The sequence below is a fragment of the Paenibacillus sp. GM1FR genome, assembly GCF_002803315.1.
GTDB lineage: Bacteria > Bacillota > Bacilli > Paenibacillales > Paenibacillaceae > Paenibacillus > Paenibacillus amylolyticus.
The window spans coordinates 95,868-114,302 of the sequence record NZ_MKZL01000003.1; the positions used below are offsets into that span (position 1 = coordinate 95,868).

Consider the following 18,435-nt stretch of genomic DNA (forward strand, 5'->3'; position numbering starts at 1 on the left):
ATGGCCGTGCTAACGTATAAAGGTTCACAATTTATGTATGATGGCGAGCCCATTCAGATTTTGTCGGGTGCCATTCATTATTTCAGAGTGGTCCCCGACTATTGGGAGGATCGGTTACTCAAGCTGAAAGCCTGCGGTTTCAATACGGTGGAAACGTATGTGCCGTGGAATGTTCATGAGCCCCAGCCGGGCCAGTATTGTTTTGAAGGCATGGCTGATCTGGAACGTTTTATTCGCATTGCGGGAGATGTGGGTCTGCATGTGATTGTTCGTCCAAGTCCTTATATATGTGCCGAGTGGGAGTTTGGCGGATTACCTGCCTGGCTGCTTGCCGATGATGAAATTCGTCTGCGGTGTAGTGATGCAAAATTTCTGGAGAATGTGGATCGTTATTATGATGTGCTTTTGCCCAAGTTGAAACCTCTTCTGAGCACCCATGGCGGGCCGATCATTGCAATGCAGATTGAAAATGAGTACGGCAGCTTCGGGAACGACGCGAGTTACCTGCAATATTTACGTGATGGCATGGTGGAGCGCGGTATGGATGTGTTGTTATTTACCTCGGACGGACCGACAGACCACATGCTGCAAGCAGGATCGGTACCGGGGCATCTGGCTACGGTCAATTTTGGATCAGGGACGCAGGGAGCGTTCGCCAAGTTGCGTGAATATCAGGCGGACGAACCTTTGATGTGCATGGAGTACTGGAACGGCTGGTTCGATCACTGGGGTGAGTCGCATCATATCCGAGAAGCCAAAGATGTGGCTGGTGTGTTTGAGGAGATGCTTCGAACAGGAGCTTCAGTCAACTTTTATATGTTCCACGGCGGAACGAACTTTGGATTTTATAACGGGGCGAACTGTCAGCAGAAGGATCAATACGAACCCACAATTACAAGTTACGACTATGATTCACTGCTCAGTGAATCCGGGGAGCCGACAGCGAAGTTCCATGCGGTGAGGGACCTTATTGCTCAGTATAGCGGCGAAGATCTGGGTGAGCTTGTGCTACCAAAATCGAAGGGGACTATCGCCTATGGGCGAGTGGAGTTGAACCAGCAGGCGCCATTACTGGCGCAGTTGGACCGGATATCAGCCCCGGTGCAGCGTACGAATCCGGAACCGATGGAGAAGCTGGGTCAGGATTATGGCTTTATTTGTTATCAAACCCGAATATCCGGGCCAAGGGAGCGACAGGAACTGGTGGTTCAGGAGGTTCGTGACCGTGCGCTTGTGTTTGTTGATGGGCAATTTCAGGGCGTGCTGGAACGGGGGAATACGGCATTATCGGTTTCCTTTGCAGTGCCGCCTGAGGGCGCAGATCTATTGATCCTTGTTGAAAATATGGGGCGAATCAACTATGGTCCGTACCTGAGAGATCCGAAGGGCATCACCGAAGGTGTGCGACATGGCTTTCAATTTTTATATGATTGGACGATTCATTGTCTGCCATTAACTGATCTGTCGGATTTGCAATTCAGTAATGTGATTAACGAAGCAATTAACGAAACAATTAATGAAGTACAGGGACCAGCATTTTATCGAGGAGAGTTTAATATCACGGATGTAAGAGATACTTTTCTGCGACTGGATAGCTGGGCCAAAGGGGTTGTATTTGTAAACGGATTCAATCTGGGGCGCTACTGGAATAAAGGACCGCAAAAAACGTTATATGTGCCTGCCCCGCTTCTTCGTGAAGGCGAGAATGAAATGATCGTACTCGAGCTTCATCAGACGGCTGATCTGGCCGTAACGTTTGTGGATACACCGGATTTGGGCTAGGAAAAGGAAAATAGTAGAGCCAAACGATTATTGGGAATTGTCGTGTCCGCCGGAAAAAGGTATACGTTGGGTATGGACATTGACTACATGAGAGGATGAGGAAAAGTGAAAGTTGGACTCAGCACCTACAGTCTGCAACAAGCATTGGATCGTAAAGAATTAACCGTGCCCGATGCCATTCGCTGGATTGCCGATCAGGGCGGGGAACATGTGGAGATTGTGCCGATGGGGTTCAGTCTGATCGATAATCTGGAGTTGATTGATGAGATTAAAGCTGTGGCAAAAGAGGTCGGGATCGACATTTCCAATTACGCCATCGGCGCAAACTTCGCTGTTCAGGAGGACGCCGAAGCGTTGGAGCAAGAGATCCAGAATGTGATGCGACATGTGGATGTGGCTGCTGCGCTCGGCGTGAAGCTGATGCGTCATGACGTGGCTTTCCGCCCTGCACCAGAGGGAACTGTAGCACAGTTCGAGATCGACCTAACGGTACTGGTGAAAGCCTGTCAGCGGATAGCCGATTATGCAGCGGATTTTGGAATCACAACAAGCGTTGAGAACCATGGGTACTATGTGCAGTCGAGTGAGCGAATTCAGCGTTTGTTACACGAAACGGCGCGGAGCAACTTCAAGACCACGCTGGATGTCGGCAATTTCCTCTGTGTGGACGAAGACCCGGTGAGTGCCGTGAAAAATAACATTCCGTACGCGTCGATCGTGCACGCCAAAGACTTCTACTGGAGACCTTCCTACCGGAACCCCGGTGAAGGCTGGTTCCAAACCTCGCATGGCAATTACCTGCGCGGTGCCATTGTGGGCCATGGCGATATCGACATGCCTGAGGTATTCCGTGTATTGAAAAAATCCGGGTATGACGGATATATCTCGGTTGAATTTGAAGGCATGGAGGATTGCAAAACCGCCTCACGCATTGCCATGGATAACGTCCGCCGCCTATGGGAAGAGGCATAGGGCTGAGTACTTGTTTTAAATGAAATATGACTTGTTACGTATGGCTCAGACAGAAAGTTAGTTCAGTCAGGAAAAGTAGTGGAGGGGGCGAAATCGATTCTGAAGAAACGAAGAGTTCGCCTTTATCAACGGATTTCCCCTTTGAAGAAGGGGATTAAAGAAATCTGGGGATAAGAGCGATCGGAAGAACGATTCGCAACCGGAACGTCTACCCGCTGGACGTTAATTAGTTTATTTATGGAGGAATCAGCACTATGTCCAAATTGAAAGTCGCCGTTATCGGTGCCGGATCCATATCGGATTGCCATTTGCAAGCCTACGCCAGTAACCCGGACGTTGAAATATACGCCATCTGTGACCTGAATGCAGTACGTGCCACTGAAGCCGCGAAGCAATATAATGCACCTCATGTGTTTACCGATTATAAAGAACTGCTCGCACTGCCCGAGATCCATTCCGTCAGCATCTGTACATGGAACGACTCTCATGCCGAGATTAGCATTGCTGCTCTGGACGCAGGCAAAAACGTGTTATGTGAGAAACCACTTTGCCAAACGGTAGAGGATGCCCTCGAAGTAGAGAAGGCCGTTCATCGCAGCGGAAAGCTGCTGCAAGTTGGTTTTGTTCGCCGCTATAGCGACAATGCACAGATTCTGAAGAAGTTTATCGACGAGGGTGAGCTGGGCGAGATCTATTATGCCAAAGCCTCCAGTCTGCGTCGTCTGGGCAATCCGGGTGGCTGGTTCTCGGATATCAACCGCTCTGGCGGCGGCCCGCTGATCGATATCGGGGTGCATGTGATCGACATATGCTGGTATCTGATGGGCAGACCGAAGGTGAAATCCGTCTCCGCTAACGTGTCTAACCGATTGGGGAACCGCTCGAACATTAACAATCTGTCGTTCTACAAAGCAGCGGACTATGATGCAGATCAGAACACCGTTGAGGATATGGCGAATGCCCTGATTCGTTTTGAGAACGGCGCGAGCCTGCTCGTGGACGTCAGCTTCACGCTACATGCCAAAGCGGATGAGACTTCGGTCAAACTATATGGCGACAAAGGCGGTGCCGAGTTGGAGCCGGAAATTTCGATCATCGGTGAGAAATTCAACACCATTTTGAACATGACCCCACAGGTAGATTTCAAATCATTCGACTTTATGGGATCGTTCCGCAATGAAATCAACCATTTTATCGATAGCACACAGGGCCGCAAAGAAACACTTAGCCCCGTTGAAGACGGCGTCGAAGTGATGAAAATGCTCTGTGCCATCTACGAATCGGCACGCCAGGGCCGCGAAATCACGCTGTAATTGGGGCCTTGCAATACGGAGATGCTCCAAGTTGATACTTTACTACTCCCGTGGCATTAAAAGTTATGAGCATTTCGCTCCTTTTCAATGAAAAGCTCCGCTCCGGGCGGGATTTGGAGTAGTCCTTCCCGCTCGCCGTTGGAGCAGAGTAGGAAGCGAGCGCTAACGAATCTGAGGCGTCTTATTCAAGGATTCGAAGCGCTAGCAGAAATCTAAGGAACCTGACACACGCTATATCAGAAAAAGCAGCAGTTTACAGCGTTTTTACCACCTAATTTCGGGAAATAACGTGTCTGATGTTCATTACAATTTAAAAAGAGGATCAAAAGGCTAAATAAGACGCCCTGTGTTCCTTAGAAACAACTTTACCCATTTGCCAGGATCAGCCGCTTGGATTTCAAGACGTTATAAACACACTGACATCCATCATCGTAAATCTTCCCTGAACTGAAGTTGAAGACACACCCTATAGAAGACTTACCGTTTACACCAATACAGAGAACACAAAACCAATCCAAAACAACGAATCGCACTCTCTCTGATCTTGTATTCCCTATAGAATCAAGGGAAATAAGGGGTCCATAGTGATTGGAGAGGGCACCGCACTCGAAATAACAGAGTTACTAAGCCCCTTAATAGTCACACTAAAAATGACAGGATTTGCGATGTCCTTCTTAGTTGAATTAAACGTTTACACGATAACGGAGAGGGCAGAAGAAATCTGAAGAAGCGAAGCGCTCGCCTTTATCCCCGGATTTCCCCTCTAGGGAAATAATCAAAAAATCTGGGGATAACAGCGATCGGAAGATTATTCTGACCGCGCAGTGGCCGAGTGTAAACCTATGTGTTCAGCGTTTGACATTGAAATCCAAAGGAGATGAAACAGAATGAGCGAAGCCAAAGAAACCGTACTGGAGCAGGAAGAGCAGATTGTCGAAGCCGGCGTGCACAATTTTAGCAAAGAGGATGAATGGATCAAACCGGAAGATCCGCTGCTGAATGAGCGGCTGGAGTGGTTCAAGGATCAGAAGCTGGGGTTGATGATGCACTGGGGACCGTATTCCCAGCTTGGCCTCGTGGAATCTTGGGCGCTTAGCGACGAAGATGGCGATTGGTCTCGCGATGACATCGACTGGACGGATGACATGGAAGACTTCAAGCGGGAATATTTTGATCTGAACAAAACCTTCAATCCGATTCGTTTCCAGCCTGAGGAATGGGCACAAATGGCGGCAGATAACGGGTTCAAATATTTCCTGTTCACCACCAAGCACCATGACGGTTTCTGTATGTGGGATACCAAGACGACGGATTACCGGATTACGGGCAAGGACACGCCTTTTCATACCCATAAGTATGCGGACATCTGTCGAGCATTATTTGATGCATTTCGGGCCAAAGGACTGGGCATCTCAGCGTATTTCTCCAAAGCGGACTGGCATACCCCGTATTACTGGGCACCGGGCATGGAGCGTGGACGTCATATGTGGCGCGGCCCGTCGTATGATCCCCATAAGTATCCCTGGCTGTGGGAGAAATTCGTGGAGTTCACACATGAGCAGATCATGGAGCTACTGACGAATTACGGGCGAATCGAATGTCTGTGGCTGGATGCTGGATGGGTGCGCGAAGGTCGCCATGGTCAGGATATCAGGCTGGGAGAAGTCGTGGAACGGGCGCGTCAGACCACACAACCTTGGCTTCTGTCCGCAGATCGCACCGTGGGTGGGCCGTATGAGAATATCGTTACCCCCGAGCAGACCATACCGGAACATCCGATGAACATTCCATGGGAGAGCTGTATTACCGTGGGGAACTCCTTTGCCTTCGGATTCGATGATCAGTATAAAACGGGAAGACAGCTGGCACATATTCTACTTGAAGTTGTGTCCAAGGGCGGTAACCTGGCGCTGAATGTAGGTCCACAACCCGATGGGCGTCTGCCAAAAGGGGCAATTCTAGGCATCAAGGGCCTCGGTGAATGGTTGGGTACTCATGGAGAAGGCATCTATGGAACCCGGATCTGCGGACCATATTTTACGAAAGATTGGGCTTTCACTCAGAAGGAAGAGATCAACACCGTATATGCCTTCCGTTTGTACCTAAACGAGAATGAGACCGTACAACCACAGTTAATCATTCCTTATCTTGAAAAGGTAGAGCGTATCGAACTCGTCGGTAGCGATGACGTACTTTCGTATCAGCAAACGGGAGACGGACTTCTTGTGGATCTGCCCCAATCCGCTGCAACGAGTGAAGCGCCCATCACACATACGTTCAGATTGATCACAAGCGCATAGAGGTTGTTCAAAAAGTCCCCAATTGATCACGAAGTAGTCCACGAAGTGAACTCGACATCGAATCTTGCGTTCACCTTCGGAGTCCGGTGCTCATGTAGGTTTGCCTACACTCCGCTCCTCCTCCTTCAGGTTCTCGCAACCTTCTCGGTGCTGAATCGTTAACTTTTTGAACTTGTATGTAAAGAATGCCATGTCAATTCCGGGGGAGATATAACCACCTCCGGGATTTTTTTATTCATACATAAGGGACACAATTCCCAATAGAAACGGCTCGCAATCGCTTGTCACACAAGGGTTTGTGGAATAAAGAGAAGTCGGAGAAAATTGCAAATTGATAAAAGTTTATCGGGCGATGTACTATCAAATCAAGAAAGCGCTACCTGATATGAATGTTTACATCATGTTTGTTAAACAAGGAACTAGGAACAGAAAAAAGGATGTTTAAGGGATGTAAATGTAATGTATTATTACACTTGAGGTGTAGAAGGAGTGACGCAAATGAGTCGAGCTACGGAAAGCATACCCGCCAAGATGGAACTCCAACAGAGGAAACATGTGGAGCCCAAGCGGCAGCATCCATTCATCAAAAGCCTCAAGAAACACTGGGAACTCTACCTGCTCGTGTTGCCCCCGGTATTGTATCTGTTGATCTTCAAGTACATTCCTATGGTGGGTGTCCAGATCGCCTTCAAGGACTTCAGTGTAGTCAAAGGAATCTGGGGAAGCCCGTGGGTCGGATTCAAACACTTTGAAGCCTTCTTCCAATCTCCAAACTTCTGGCTGTTAATCAAAAACACGATAGGCATCAGCTTTTATTCCTTAATTGCCGGTTTCCCCATTCCGATCCTTCTGGCGCTGGCGCTGAATGAGATTCGAACGGGTTACTTCAAAAAGACTGTGCAGATGGTCACTTACGCTCCGCATTTTATCTCAACGGTTGTTATGGTATCCATTATCATTCTGATGCTCTCCCCGCATGTCGGCGTGGTAGACAAGCTGTTCACACTGCTCGGCTTCCCGATGACGAACTTCATGGGTATTCCGGAATACTTCAAATCGATCTATGTCTGGTCAGGTGTGTGGCAGGGCATGGGATATTCATCAATTATATATATCGCAGCTCTTGCTGGTGTTGATCCATCTCTCTATGAAGCAGCAAAGATGGACGGCGCATCAAGGCTTCGGAAAATATGGCACATCGACCTCCCTTCGCTCGTTCCAGTCACCGTTATCATGCTGATTCTGAGTCTGGGCAGCATTATGGGCGTGGGCTTTGAGAAAATATACCTGATGCAGAATCCACTCAACACAAGCGCTTCGGAGGTCATCTCCACGTATGTGTACAAGGTAGGTCTGATCGGGGCAAATTTCAGCTTCTCCTCGGCAGTAGGGTTCTTCAACTCCATTATCAACCTGATCCTGCTGGTTATCGTCAACGGCATATCGCGCAAAGTATCCCAGAACAGCTTGTGGTAAAGGAGGAGCTTATCCATGTTCAACCTGATTAATCGTAACCGGATCAAGGACCCGCTTGGTGACCGCATTTTCATGACATTTAACTATATTTTTCTGTTCGCCATACTGCTAACAGTGTTTTATCCACTCTTGTATATCATCAGTTCTTCGTTCAGCTCTTCACGAGCCGTGACATCCGGTCAGGTGTGGCTGTTCCCGGTAGACTTTAACATCAAGGCGTACATCTCCATTTTCAAAAGCCAACAGCTTATGCTCGGTTTTTATAACACGATCATCTACACCGTGGTGGGCACGTTCATTAACGTGGTGCTGACCGTCATGCTGGCGTATCCTTTGTCACGAAAATCGTTCTATGGACGAGGTGCCATCATTATTTTCATGATGATCACGATGTTCTTTGATGGTGGTCTGATTCCCACCTACCTCTTGATGAAGGATTTGCACCTGCTCGATACACGTTGGGCGATGTGGCTGCCCGGGGCGCTCGCAGTATTCCAGGTCATCGTGGCAAGAACTTTCTTCCAATCTTCCATTCCGGAAGAACTCGGGGAGGCCGCGGAAATGGACGGTTGCCGGGATATCCGGTATCTGATCAGCGTAGTTCTTCCCTTATCAAAGCCCATTCTGGCGGTCATGACACTTATGTATGCCGTAGGTCACTGGAATGCGTACTTTGATGCATTGATCTACCTGCGTTCCGAGAAATTGTTCCCTCTACAATACGTGCTTCGCAATCTGCTTATCCTGAACGCGGCTGATCCGGCGATGCTCGCCAATACCAGCCAACAGATGCGGGACCAAGGGTTCGAGCAGGTGTTGAAATATGCACTGATCGTTGTCGCGAGTATTCCAATTCTGATCATGTATCCATTTGTACAGAAGCATTTTGTTAAAGGGGTCATGGTGGGTTCCCTCAAAGGTTAATCCTTGTGAATTAAGCCCGGTTGCCTCTTGAAAGGAGGTGGAAGGAACACGCCGGTTTCCGGGGTCGATTTTATATACGTGCAGTACAAGTCAATAATTTGCCGTTATGAACAAAAAGGAGGAGTCAGATTGAGAAAATCTTGGATTTCGATGTTGTTTCTGGTCTTTGCTTCGATGGCTTTGTTGTCCGCATGCAGTTCATCCGAGGAATCGGGTGGAAGTAGCGACGGTAGCGGGGAGAGCGGCGGTCCTGTAACCATGACCCTCTTTGCTCCGCAAGGCAAAGCGTCCATGGAAGAGAATGAATTCACCCAATTTATCGAAGACAAGTTCGACGTTACCCTGAAATGGGATCTGGCCCCAACGGACGCTTTGCAGGATCGCAGACAATTGCTGCTAGCCAGTGGTGATTATCCGGAAGTCTTTCTTCACGGCAAGTTCACCACCTCAGATCTTCAAACCTATGGAAAACAGGGCGTGTTCCTTCCGCTACAGGATCTGATTAAGGAGTATGGTCCGAACCTGACCAAGATTATGGAAGAGAAGCCATACTTCAAAGAAGCCATCACGGCACCGGATGGCAATATCTATGCTTTGCCAATCTTCAATGAATGTTACCACTGCACGTATGCACAGAAATACTGGATCAACACGGAGTGGCTCGATAATCTGGGTCTGAAAATGCCAACCACAACTGATGAACTGTATACCGTTCTAAAGGCGTTTAAGACACAAGATCCAAACGGTAACGGGAAAGCGGACGAGATTCCACTCACGGGCGCACCGAACAAGTATGTATGGAATGGCAACATTGATGCCTACCTGATGAATAGCTTTATATACAATGATAACGACAAATACCTGATCGTGAACGATGGCAAGGTGAGTTTTGCCGCCAATCAGGAAGGCTGGAAGAAAGGGCTGGAGTACATGAACAAGCTGTATGCAGATGGCCTGATTGATCCGGCTTCCTTCACGCAAAACGATCAGGCGATTGGACAGCTGGGGAACAAGGAAGGCGATGAAGTGGTCGGTTCCATTACAACGGCGCTGGTCAGTTATCTCGTGAATACTTATGACAAAGACATCACCCGTCACCAGCACTGGGAGATCGTTCCTCCATTGAAAGGACCAGATGGAGTGCAGACGACAGGCGCCACGCAGAGCGTAGGTGAGTTTGAGTTTGCCATCACGAACAAAGCGACAGAAGCACAGCAGATTGCCGCCATCAAAATCGTAGACTACATGTTCAGTGAAGAAGGTGCGCTGTACGCGGAGTACGGACCAACTGAAGGCAAGGGCTGGAAGAAGGCAGATGCCGATGAGAAAAACATCAATGGCGAGCCTGCCAAATACAGCTACTACAACCTGCCTGAGCGTGATCCAAACGTTGTTGTGAACGAGAGTTGGTCACAGATCGGAGCACATGACTTGTCCAACACATTCCGTAATCTGTTTGCGGAAGGACAGAATCCTTTAGAAGCAGAGGGTTATGGTACACGTCTGGCTCAAGCTACTAATGTGTATGAACCTTATGCACCCAAAGAAGTATACCCTGCGAACGTATTTATTCGTCCAGAGGATACGGAATCAGCTGCACAACTGACTACGGCCATCAAGGATTATGTGCAGACGAATATGGCACAGTTCATTATTGGCAGCAAGAGCATTGATAAGGAATGGGATTCGTATGTCAAAGGCTTTGATGGTCTCGGACTAAGTAATTACCTTGAGATCTACCAGCGTGCCATTGAGAAGAATCAATAATTGAAGGATTCAATATAGAGGCTGTCCCGTCTGTCACCCGTGACCGGGACGGTCTTCTCCTATGACAACCCCACGTCATCCGATATAATGTACTGAATATTTATGGAAAATTAGCGATCAGCACAGATGTTTGTTTGTCGTCATTCAGCATGAACAGTAACGGTGGGGGGATCTCGGAGATGAACAACAATTGGTTTAGGCGTTTGCTGTTATCGTATCTGCCTGTTTTCTTTATTGTGACGACCATTCTATTCTTTATTTTCTTTCAAGTATTCAATGAACAGAACCGTAGAGAAGCGCTCAAGGCCAATGAATTTTTGGCCTCACAGGTTACGCAATATCTGGACAACTCCCTGCGTTCCATCGACTTCAAGGTACTGCGTGAGATTTTGACCAACCCTAACTTGAAGAATTATTTCTCGGTATCTGGCAGCGATGATGTGTATGCCGGCATTCAGGCGGTCCAGGTGGTTGATGAATTGAAAATAGAGTATCCGCTGATTGATTCAATTTATCTCGTTCGATACGGGGATGGCACGGTCTTCAGTAACGGGAAGGCTGTTCCGATTGAAGAGTTCCCGGATGCAGACTTTATTGCAGATAGCCGGTCAAGGGATGAACAGAAGTGGGCAGGGGCACGAGCGTTCCGAGCTTTTCCTTCACAAGCGACGGAGCAGGTGATTACGATTGTGCGAAGTGTAGGAAACGGCAAAGGACTTGTGGTGACAAACGTGGACCTAAGTACCCTGAGGAAATCCATTATGCAGATGTATGATCCGGAATTTACGTTTGTGAACATCTTCAACCGTTCGGGCGGCAATCTGTGGGATAGCAGCATGCCAGGAGGGGTTGCAGCTTCTACTAAAACCACGTCGGGAGAAGTCTTCTCCGAATTTACGTCGAGTTATAGCGGTTGGAAGGTGCAGACAGGTCTCAACAATGGAAAAATCGTCAAATGGACGCTGCAATTTTATAATATCTGGTTTGCCTTTGCTGTAGTGGTTGTGTTGATTGGTGTGGTGTGGGTGATCTATGTTACCCGCAGAAACTACAAGCCGATTCAGCAGATTGTCACGTTAATTCAGACCGTCTCTTCGCAGAAGCAATCGGGGCTGGGCTATGGCAAGGAGAATGAGTTTCGATTCATCCATACAACGCTGGAACGCATGATTGATCAGACGAGGCAATATCAGGAGGAGCACGAAGAGAATCTGATTTTGCAGAAAAAAATGTTCTTTCAGGAGTTGCTGGAGGGCACACGAGACTTTACGAGCACGGAGCTGACAGCGGAGATGAAGAAGTTCAAACTGCCTGAGCTGGAGCATCATTGGGCCGTCATGGTAGTTGAAATGGATCGGTATGATGCATTTGTGACGGAGTATCATGATCAGGACCAATCCCTCTTGAAATTTGTGTTATCCAGTATCCTGCAGGAGAGTGCACGTCATGAAGGAACGGAAGTATGGGCTGAATGGATCTCCGATCAGCGTCTGTACGCCATCCTCTGGATTCCGGAAATGGAACAGGCCGAGGAGACTGAGCATCGATTGCTTGCTGGTTATCTGGACAGAATCGATCAGTATCTGAACTTCACCGTGACCATTGGTGTTGGTCGGGTTGCTGTTGATATTCGAGGGCTGAGAGCTTCGTTGAAAGAAGCTGTGCACGCGCTGGAGTACAAGGCTGTACTGGGGATAAACCGTATCATTCCGTGTAGTGATGTGCCGAATTCGACCAATGATGTGTATGAGTTTCTGAAAACCATCTCGCTGCTGGTACAGGCGATGCGCTTGTCGGACGATGTCTGGGAAAAGCATTTTGAGAGACTGTTTGAACAAATCAGTGAGTCCGTTCTGTCCCGTCAGGAGATTATGAATACGATCCAATTGTTATTTCAACATTACAATCGGGAATTTGCCGAACTTCCACGGGAGTACCAGGATTCGTGGGCCGCTATATTCACCCCGCTTCTCCCAAGGCTTGAGGGCTGGGAGACGTTAGACGATTTGCGCGAGTTGTGCTGGGAAGGGTTCAGGGAACTGGCGTTGCAGATGCAGACGCTGCATTGTTCCCGAAAACACAGATCACATATTCTGGAGATTCGAAAATACATCGAAGAGCATTACAACAATCCTGATCTGTCACTAAACTACCTTAGTGATCTATTCGATATTAATCCGAAGTATCTGAGCAAGCTTTTCAAGGATGAGATTGGGGAGAAGTTTGTGGATCTGCTCATTAGTCATCGCATCGAAAAAGCCAAATTGCTCATGCAGGAGACGGATAAAGCCATTCAGGAGATCAGTGAAGAAGTAGGATATACCAACTATAATTCCTTCAATCGGGCTTTCAAGAACGTGGTAGGTGTAGCGCCAAGTGACTACCGGAAAGCTATGTGATGCAAGTGCACGAGCCTACCTAATTCCGAACGCATAAGGAGAATGTGCATATGGACTATAAAGATGCTTCGCTTCCCATTCAGGAACGGGTTCAGGATCTGATCGGACGGATGACAACGGCGGAGAAGATTGGACAACTCATCCAGCCGATGGGATGGAAGACGTATGTGAAGGCAGCAGATGGTACAGTACGGGTGACGGAAGAGTTCAAAGCGGACATGGAACAGGGGGGTGTTGGTTCTCTGTATGGTGTGCTTCGGGCCGATCCATGGACTGAAGTGACGTTGGAAACGGGGCTTACTCCACGGCAGGGAGCCGTTGCAACAAATGTCATTCAGCAGTATGCCATGGAGCACTCCCGGCTGGGCATTCCCATTTTGTTTGGGGAAGAGTGTTCCCACGGGCATATGGCAATTGGAGCGACTGTATTTCCGGTACCGTTAATGGTGGGCAGCACATGGAATATGGAGTTATACCGCAAGATGTGTGAAGCCATCGCTGTGGAGACCCGGAGTCAGGGGGGAGCGGCAACGTATTCCCCGGTGCTGGATGTCGTGCGTGACCCGAGATGGGGACGGACGGAGGAATGTTTTGCCGAAGATCCATACTTGATTGGTGAATTTGCAGTAGAAGCCATGAAGGGACTACAGGGTGACCGCCTCGATTCCAACCAGACAATTGTGGCGACACTTAAGCATTTTGCGGCTTATGGCAGCTCAGAGGGTGGACGTAATGCTGCTCCAGTTCATATGGGATTACGTGAATTGCATGAAATAGATCTGTTGCCGTTCAAAAAAGCAGTAGAAGCCGGGGCTTGCTCCGTGATGACCGCGTATAACGAGATTGATGGCGTACCTTGCACGTCAAGTACGTATCTGCTGAATGACCTGCTGCGTGAGCAGTGGGGTTTTGATGGGTTTGTGATTACTGATTTTGGCGCCATTCAGATGTTAGTCCATGGACATAACACCGCTGAGAACGGGGAGCAGGCCGTGGCACAGTCCCTTCAGGCAGGTGTGGACATGGAGATGTCCGGGTACATGTATCGCAAACATCTCGGTCAGGCGCTTGAGCAGGGATTGATCGAAGAGAAGGATCTGGACTTGGCTGTGCGGCGGGTGTTGGAGATGAAATTCAGACTTGGGCTATTTGAAAAGCCTTTCGTAGATCCAGAGTTTGCCGAACAAGTCATCGGATGTGAAGACCATATTCAGCTGGCGAGGGAAGTTGCACAAGAGGGGATTGTTTTACTGAAAAATGAGGAAAATACTCTTCCGCTTGCCAAAACAGGTACAAAGCTAGCTGTCATTGGTCCGAACGCGAACCATATCTATAACCAGCTTGGAGACTATACCTCGCCACAGCCGAGAGAACAGATCGTCACCGTACTGGATGGCATTACGCGCAAGCTTGGCGCGGATTCGGGTCAGGTGTTGTACGCACCGGGTTGCCGGATTAAAGGCGATTCCAAAGAGGGCTTTGCGCAAGCGCTCGCCTGTGCGGAACAGGCCGATGTCATCGTGATGGTGATGGGCGGTTCCAGCGCCCGCGATTTTGGTGAAGGCACGATCGACTTGCGGACAGGAGCGTCTGTGGTAACCGATGACCCATGGAATGATATGGAGTGCGGCGAAGGCATTGACCGGGCTTCCCTGAATCTCATGGGTGTTCAATTGGAGCTGGTGCAGGAGGTACATAAGCTGGGGAAACCCGTTATCGTTGTGTATATTAACGGCCGTCCCATTGCTGAACCTTGGATTGATGAGCATGTCCATGCCATTGTGGAAGCGTGGTACCCCGGACAGGAAGGTGGTAACGCGATTGCGGATATTCTGTTTGGCGATGTGAATCCATCGGGTCGTCTTACCGTCTCCATTCCCAAGCATGTTGGGCAACTTCCGGTCTATTATCATGCCAAACGCACTCGTGGCAAACGGTATCTGGAGATGGATCTGGCGCCGCAGTATCCGTTTGGATATGGACTGAGCTACACCGAATTCAAATACGAGAATGTAAGAGTAATGCCAGAAATCATCGGCCCGGACGATGAAGCTCAGGTGATGGTTGAAGTCACGAATACCGGAGCGGTTGCGGGAAGTGAGGTTGTGCAGTTGTATATCACGGATGTATCAGCTTCGGTCACGCGAGCTGAAATGTCACTGAAAGGTTTTCGTAAAATCCATCTGGAGCCAGGACAGACTCAGACCGTTACATTCCCTGTGCAAAAAGAACACCTCGCACTGATCGACTCACGTCTCCAATCTGTCGTAGAACCGGGTGAATTCAGGCTCATGGTTGGCCGCAATTCGGCTGACTGGACCGCTTGCAGTCTGCAGATCCAGAAGGTGGGGGTGGAGGTATGATTCGAATTCAGCGATTCATCGAAGATCTGAAGCACCGACAATGGCTGGATACGATCGAGCTTCCAGCGTGGGAGATGCAGAGGGCCAGATACATTCGGCCAGGGGAATACGAGTACGAACAGGCAGAAGTAAATGAAGATGAGCAGGCAGACAAGGCTATGCAAAGATTGAATCCGCTGAACAGCGTACATGGAACGACGTATTTTCTGAGCAAACGTGTGGAGATTCCGGCGGAATGGCAGGATCAAGCCGTTGGGCTGATCTTCGAGGCCGGAGGAGAAGGGCTGCTTAAGGTGAATGACATGCCTTATCATGGACTAGACCGGAACCACGGGTTCGTACCCCTACCGAGAAGTCGGGTAGGGGATACGCCGCAGTTGGAGATTGAACTCTACGATCCGATTCCAGAGCCGCATGATCCACTCAACCGACAAGCTGTCATTCAGCCGCCTATTCAGGGCATTCGGGCAGCATTGGTGCATGTTAATCAGCCACTGCAGAGCCTGATGTACAGCGTTACGGTACTCGCCGAGTCGCTCCGGGCATATAACGAGAAGGAGCCCAAGCGGATGGCACTTGTTCAGGCTATTCATCAGGTGATGGATAACATGTACAATGACCCGGAACGCTGGAGTGATACAGCCTGGATACAGAACTTCGAATATGCATTAGCACAGTCGGTACAGCAGGAAGACCCGGAGGAATATCGAAGTGGCTTCATGCACCTGGTTGGACAATCCCACATTGATATAGCCTGGCTGTGGCCTGTACGTGAGACGGTTCGCAAGTCCAGTCGCACATTTTCGACCATGTGCACCTTGATGGATACGTACCCGGATTTTGTGTATTCCCAGAGCCAACCGCAGTTGTATGCCTTCGTAAAGGATCATTACCCGGAGTTGTACGAGCGAGTTAAAGCCCGTATTGCTGAAGGCCGCTGGGAGCTGGTCGGAGGCATGTGGGTCGAGCCGGATCTGAATATTCCGAGTGGCGAGTCGTTAGTTCGGCAGATTCTGTATGGACAGAATTTCTACCAGGCGGAGTTTGGCAAACGCTCCAACATCGAGTGGCTGCCGGATACCTTTGGCTACTGCGCTTCCTTACCGCAGATGCTGAAACTCGCGGGTATTCCTTATTTTATGACCACCAAGCTGAATTGGAATGATACCAATGCGTTTCCGTATGACCTCTTCGACTGGGTAGGCATTGATGGTACTTCGGTACTTGCGTATCTGAACCATGGGGTGAATGAGCATACGCGTCCCAAAGATGTGGATGAACATTGGCAATCATTTAAACAAAAGGATGTTCACCCTGAGCAAATGTTGCTTTACGGACATGGCGATGGTGGTGGCGGCGTGACGAATGAGATGGTGGAGTTTGCGGAGCGATCCCACTTGATGGTGGGGCAGCCAATCAGTAAATTCAGCACAGCAGGCGCTTTTTTTGAAGACATATCATTAAATAATCCGACGTTGCCGAAATGGCACGGGGACTTGTATCTGGAACTGCATCGCGGAACGTATACAACTCATGCGAGGAACAAACGTAGCAACCGTAAGGCAGAGGTATTGTACCGGGAAGCGGAAATCTGGGGGCAATTTGCCGGGGCTTACGGCGCGCACACGAAGAATGATCTGGATGAAGGCTGGAAGTTGATTATGCTCAACCAATTCCATGACATTATTCCGGGAACGTCGATTCCAGAAGTTTACGTAACGTCCACCGAGGAGTACACGAAAGTATTTGCACTGGGTACATCCGCACTGCGGGAAACGCTGGATACCCTTGCGGAGAACATTGCAACAGATGAAGTCGATGGTCTCCCCTATATTATATTCAACAGCCTTGGCTGGGAACGTGGAGAGAATATCACCATTACAGGGGATGCCCACCTCGCCGGGATGGCAGCATTTGATCGTCAAGGAAACCGTCTGGCCTGTGATCTTGAAGAAAAGGAAGACAAGTATACGCTACTCGTGCATGTTCCATCGATTCCTGCTTTTGGGTATACAACCATATGGCTGCGCGAAGCATCGGATGTTATCCTTCCAGTAAGGGAAGAAAAATCCTTCCCTTCCACGTGGGAAACTGAATTTTACACGCTTGAGTTTAATGACTTGGGAGAGATCACTCGATGGTATGACAAAACGGTAGGACGTGACTGGCTGAAGCCTGGTGATCGGGCGAATGAGTGGCAGTTTTTCCACGACAAACCGACGTACTGGGATGCATGGGATATCGATCCACGATTTGAATCCCAGCGAGCTGGTGCGGTGCAGTTGATCTCCAGAGAGATTGTACAGCGCGGGGCTACGCGAGATGTACTACGCTTTGTCTGGAAGTTGAATCAATCGGAGATCAGTCAGGATATCATTTTGCATCGTTACCAGCGGCGTGTTGATTTCCGTACAAAAGTGAACTGGAATGAGAGCCATAAACTGCTCAAGGTGGCCTTTCCGGTGGATCTGGTGGCAGCCAAAGCAGCCTATGAGATTCCGTTTGGAGCGTTGGAGCGTCCAACTCATAACAACACCAGTTGGGAGCAGGCGCAGTTCGAGGTCTGCGGGCATCGTTGGGCGGACATCTCGGAGGGCAACAGCGGTGTGAGTTTGATGAATGATTGCAAGTACGGGTACGACATCAAGGATCGGACGATCCGCCTGTCCCTGCTTCGTGCCCCGAAATGGCCGGATGAACATGCCGATCAGGGCGATCATGAATTCACGTATTCGATCCTGCCCCACCAAGGCGATTGGCGACAAGCTGCCGTCGTTCGCCGGGCGATGGAGCTGAATCATCCGGTGGAAGTTGTAACAGCGAGTCATTCTTCGGGTCAATTGCCAGCCGAACACGCTTGGGTTCAGTTCCACAGTGAACATGTTATTCTGGATGCAATCAAGCCCGCGGAAGACGGTTCGGGAACAGTACTACGTTTCTACGAATCATCCGGAGGTCGGGAAACGGTGCAGGTTCAGTGGACTGAAAAGGAAATCAAAGCGTCCATCATTAATCTGCTGGAGGATGAGATCCATCCGTTGGTTTGTCCGAACGGAGCATTCGAACTGACATTCAAACCGTATGAGATTAAGTCAGTGAAGCTTGTTCCAATGAATCCAAATACGTAATCTTCAGGAGG

10 protein-coding genes are annotated in these 18,435 nt (G+C 49.2%); all 10 read left to right on the forward strand.

Annotated features, from left to right (window positions below):
* The 10 genes from PAEAM_RS02240 to PAEAM_RS02285 all read left to right on the forward strand — a co-directional run bounded on the left by PAEAM_RS02240 (position 1) and on the right by PAEAM_RS02285 (position 18,424).
* Positions 1-1,782, forward strand: coding sequence for a glycoside hydrolase family 35 protein (locus tag PAEAM_RS02240; RefSeq protein ID WP_100526466.1), 1,782 nt, complete (start codon positions 1-3; stop codon positions 1,780-1,782).
* A 105-nt stretch (positions 1,783-1,887) separates the two neighbouring features.
* A complete protein-coding gene (locus PAEAM_RS02245; protein ID WP_100526467.1) occupies positions 1,888-2,754 on the forward strand; it encodes a sugar phosphate isomerase/epimerase family protein in 867 nt (288 codons plus the stop codon).
* 254 nt (positions 2,755-3,008) lie between these two features.
* A complete protein-coding gene (locus PAEAM_RS02250; RefSeq protein WP_100526468.1) occupies positions 3,009-4,067 on the forward strand; it encodes a Gfo/Idh/MocA family protein in 1,059 nt (352 codons plus the stop codon).
* Positions 4,068-4,954: 887 nt separating this feature from the next.
* On the forward strand, positions 4,955-6,367 hold the full coding sequence (locus tag PAEAM_RS02255; protein WP_100526469.1) for an alpha-L-fucosidase: 1,413 nt from the start codon (positions 4,955-4,957) through the stop codon (positions 6,365-6,367).
* A gap of 498 nt (positions 6,368-6,865) precedes the next feature.
* Positions 6,866-7,843: an ABC transporter permease gene (locus PAEAM_RS02260; RefSeq protein ID WP_074093076.1), complete on the forward strand. Its 978-nt coding sequence runs from the start codon at positions 6,866-6,868 to the stop codon at positions 7,841-7,843.
* Between the two features lie 15 nt (positions 7,844-7,858).
* Positions 7,859-8,767, forward strand: a complete 909-nt coding sequence (locus tag PAEAM_RS02265) for a carbohydrate ABC transporter permease (protein ID WP_017691189.1) — start codon at positions 7,859-7,861, stop codon at positions 8,765-8,767.
* Between the two features lie 129 nt (positions 8,768-8,896).
* Positions 8,897-10,534, forward strand: a complete 1,638-nt coding sequence (locus PAEAM_RS02270) for a type 2 periplasmic-binding domain-containing protein (RefSeq protein WP_083679689.1) — start codon at positions 8,897-8,899, stop codon at positions 10,532-10,534.
* A 179-nt stretch (positions 10,535-10,713) separates the two neighbouring features.
* Positions 10,714-12,933: a helix-turn-helix domain-containing protein gene (locus PAEAM_RS02275; RefSeq protein ID WP_165789804.1), complete on the forward strand. Its 2,220-nt coding sequence runs from the start codon at positions 10,714-10,716 to the stop codon at positions 12,931-12,933.
* A gap of 50 nt (positions 12,934-12,983) precedes the next feature.
* On the forward strand, positions 12,984-15,296 hold the full coding sequence (locus tag PAEAM_RS02280; protein ID WP_100526471.1) for a glycoside hydrolase family 3 N-terminal domain-containing protein: 2,313 nt from the start codon (positions 12,984-12,986) through the stop codon (positions 15,294-15,296).
* Positions 15,293-18,424: an alpha-mannosidase gene (locus PAEAM_RS02285; protein WP_100526472.1), complete on the forward strand. Its 3,132-nt coding sequence runs from the start codon at positions 15,293-15,295 to the stop codon at positions 18,422-18,424. The genes PAEAM_RS02280 and PAEAM_RS02285 overlap by 4 nt, the downstream gene beginning before the upstream one ends.
* Positions 18,425-18,435: the final 11 nt, after the last annotated feature.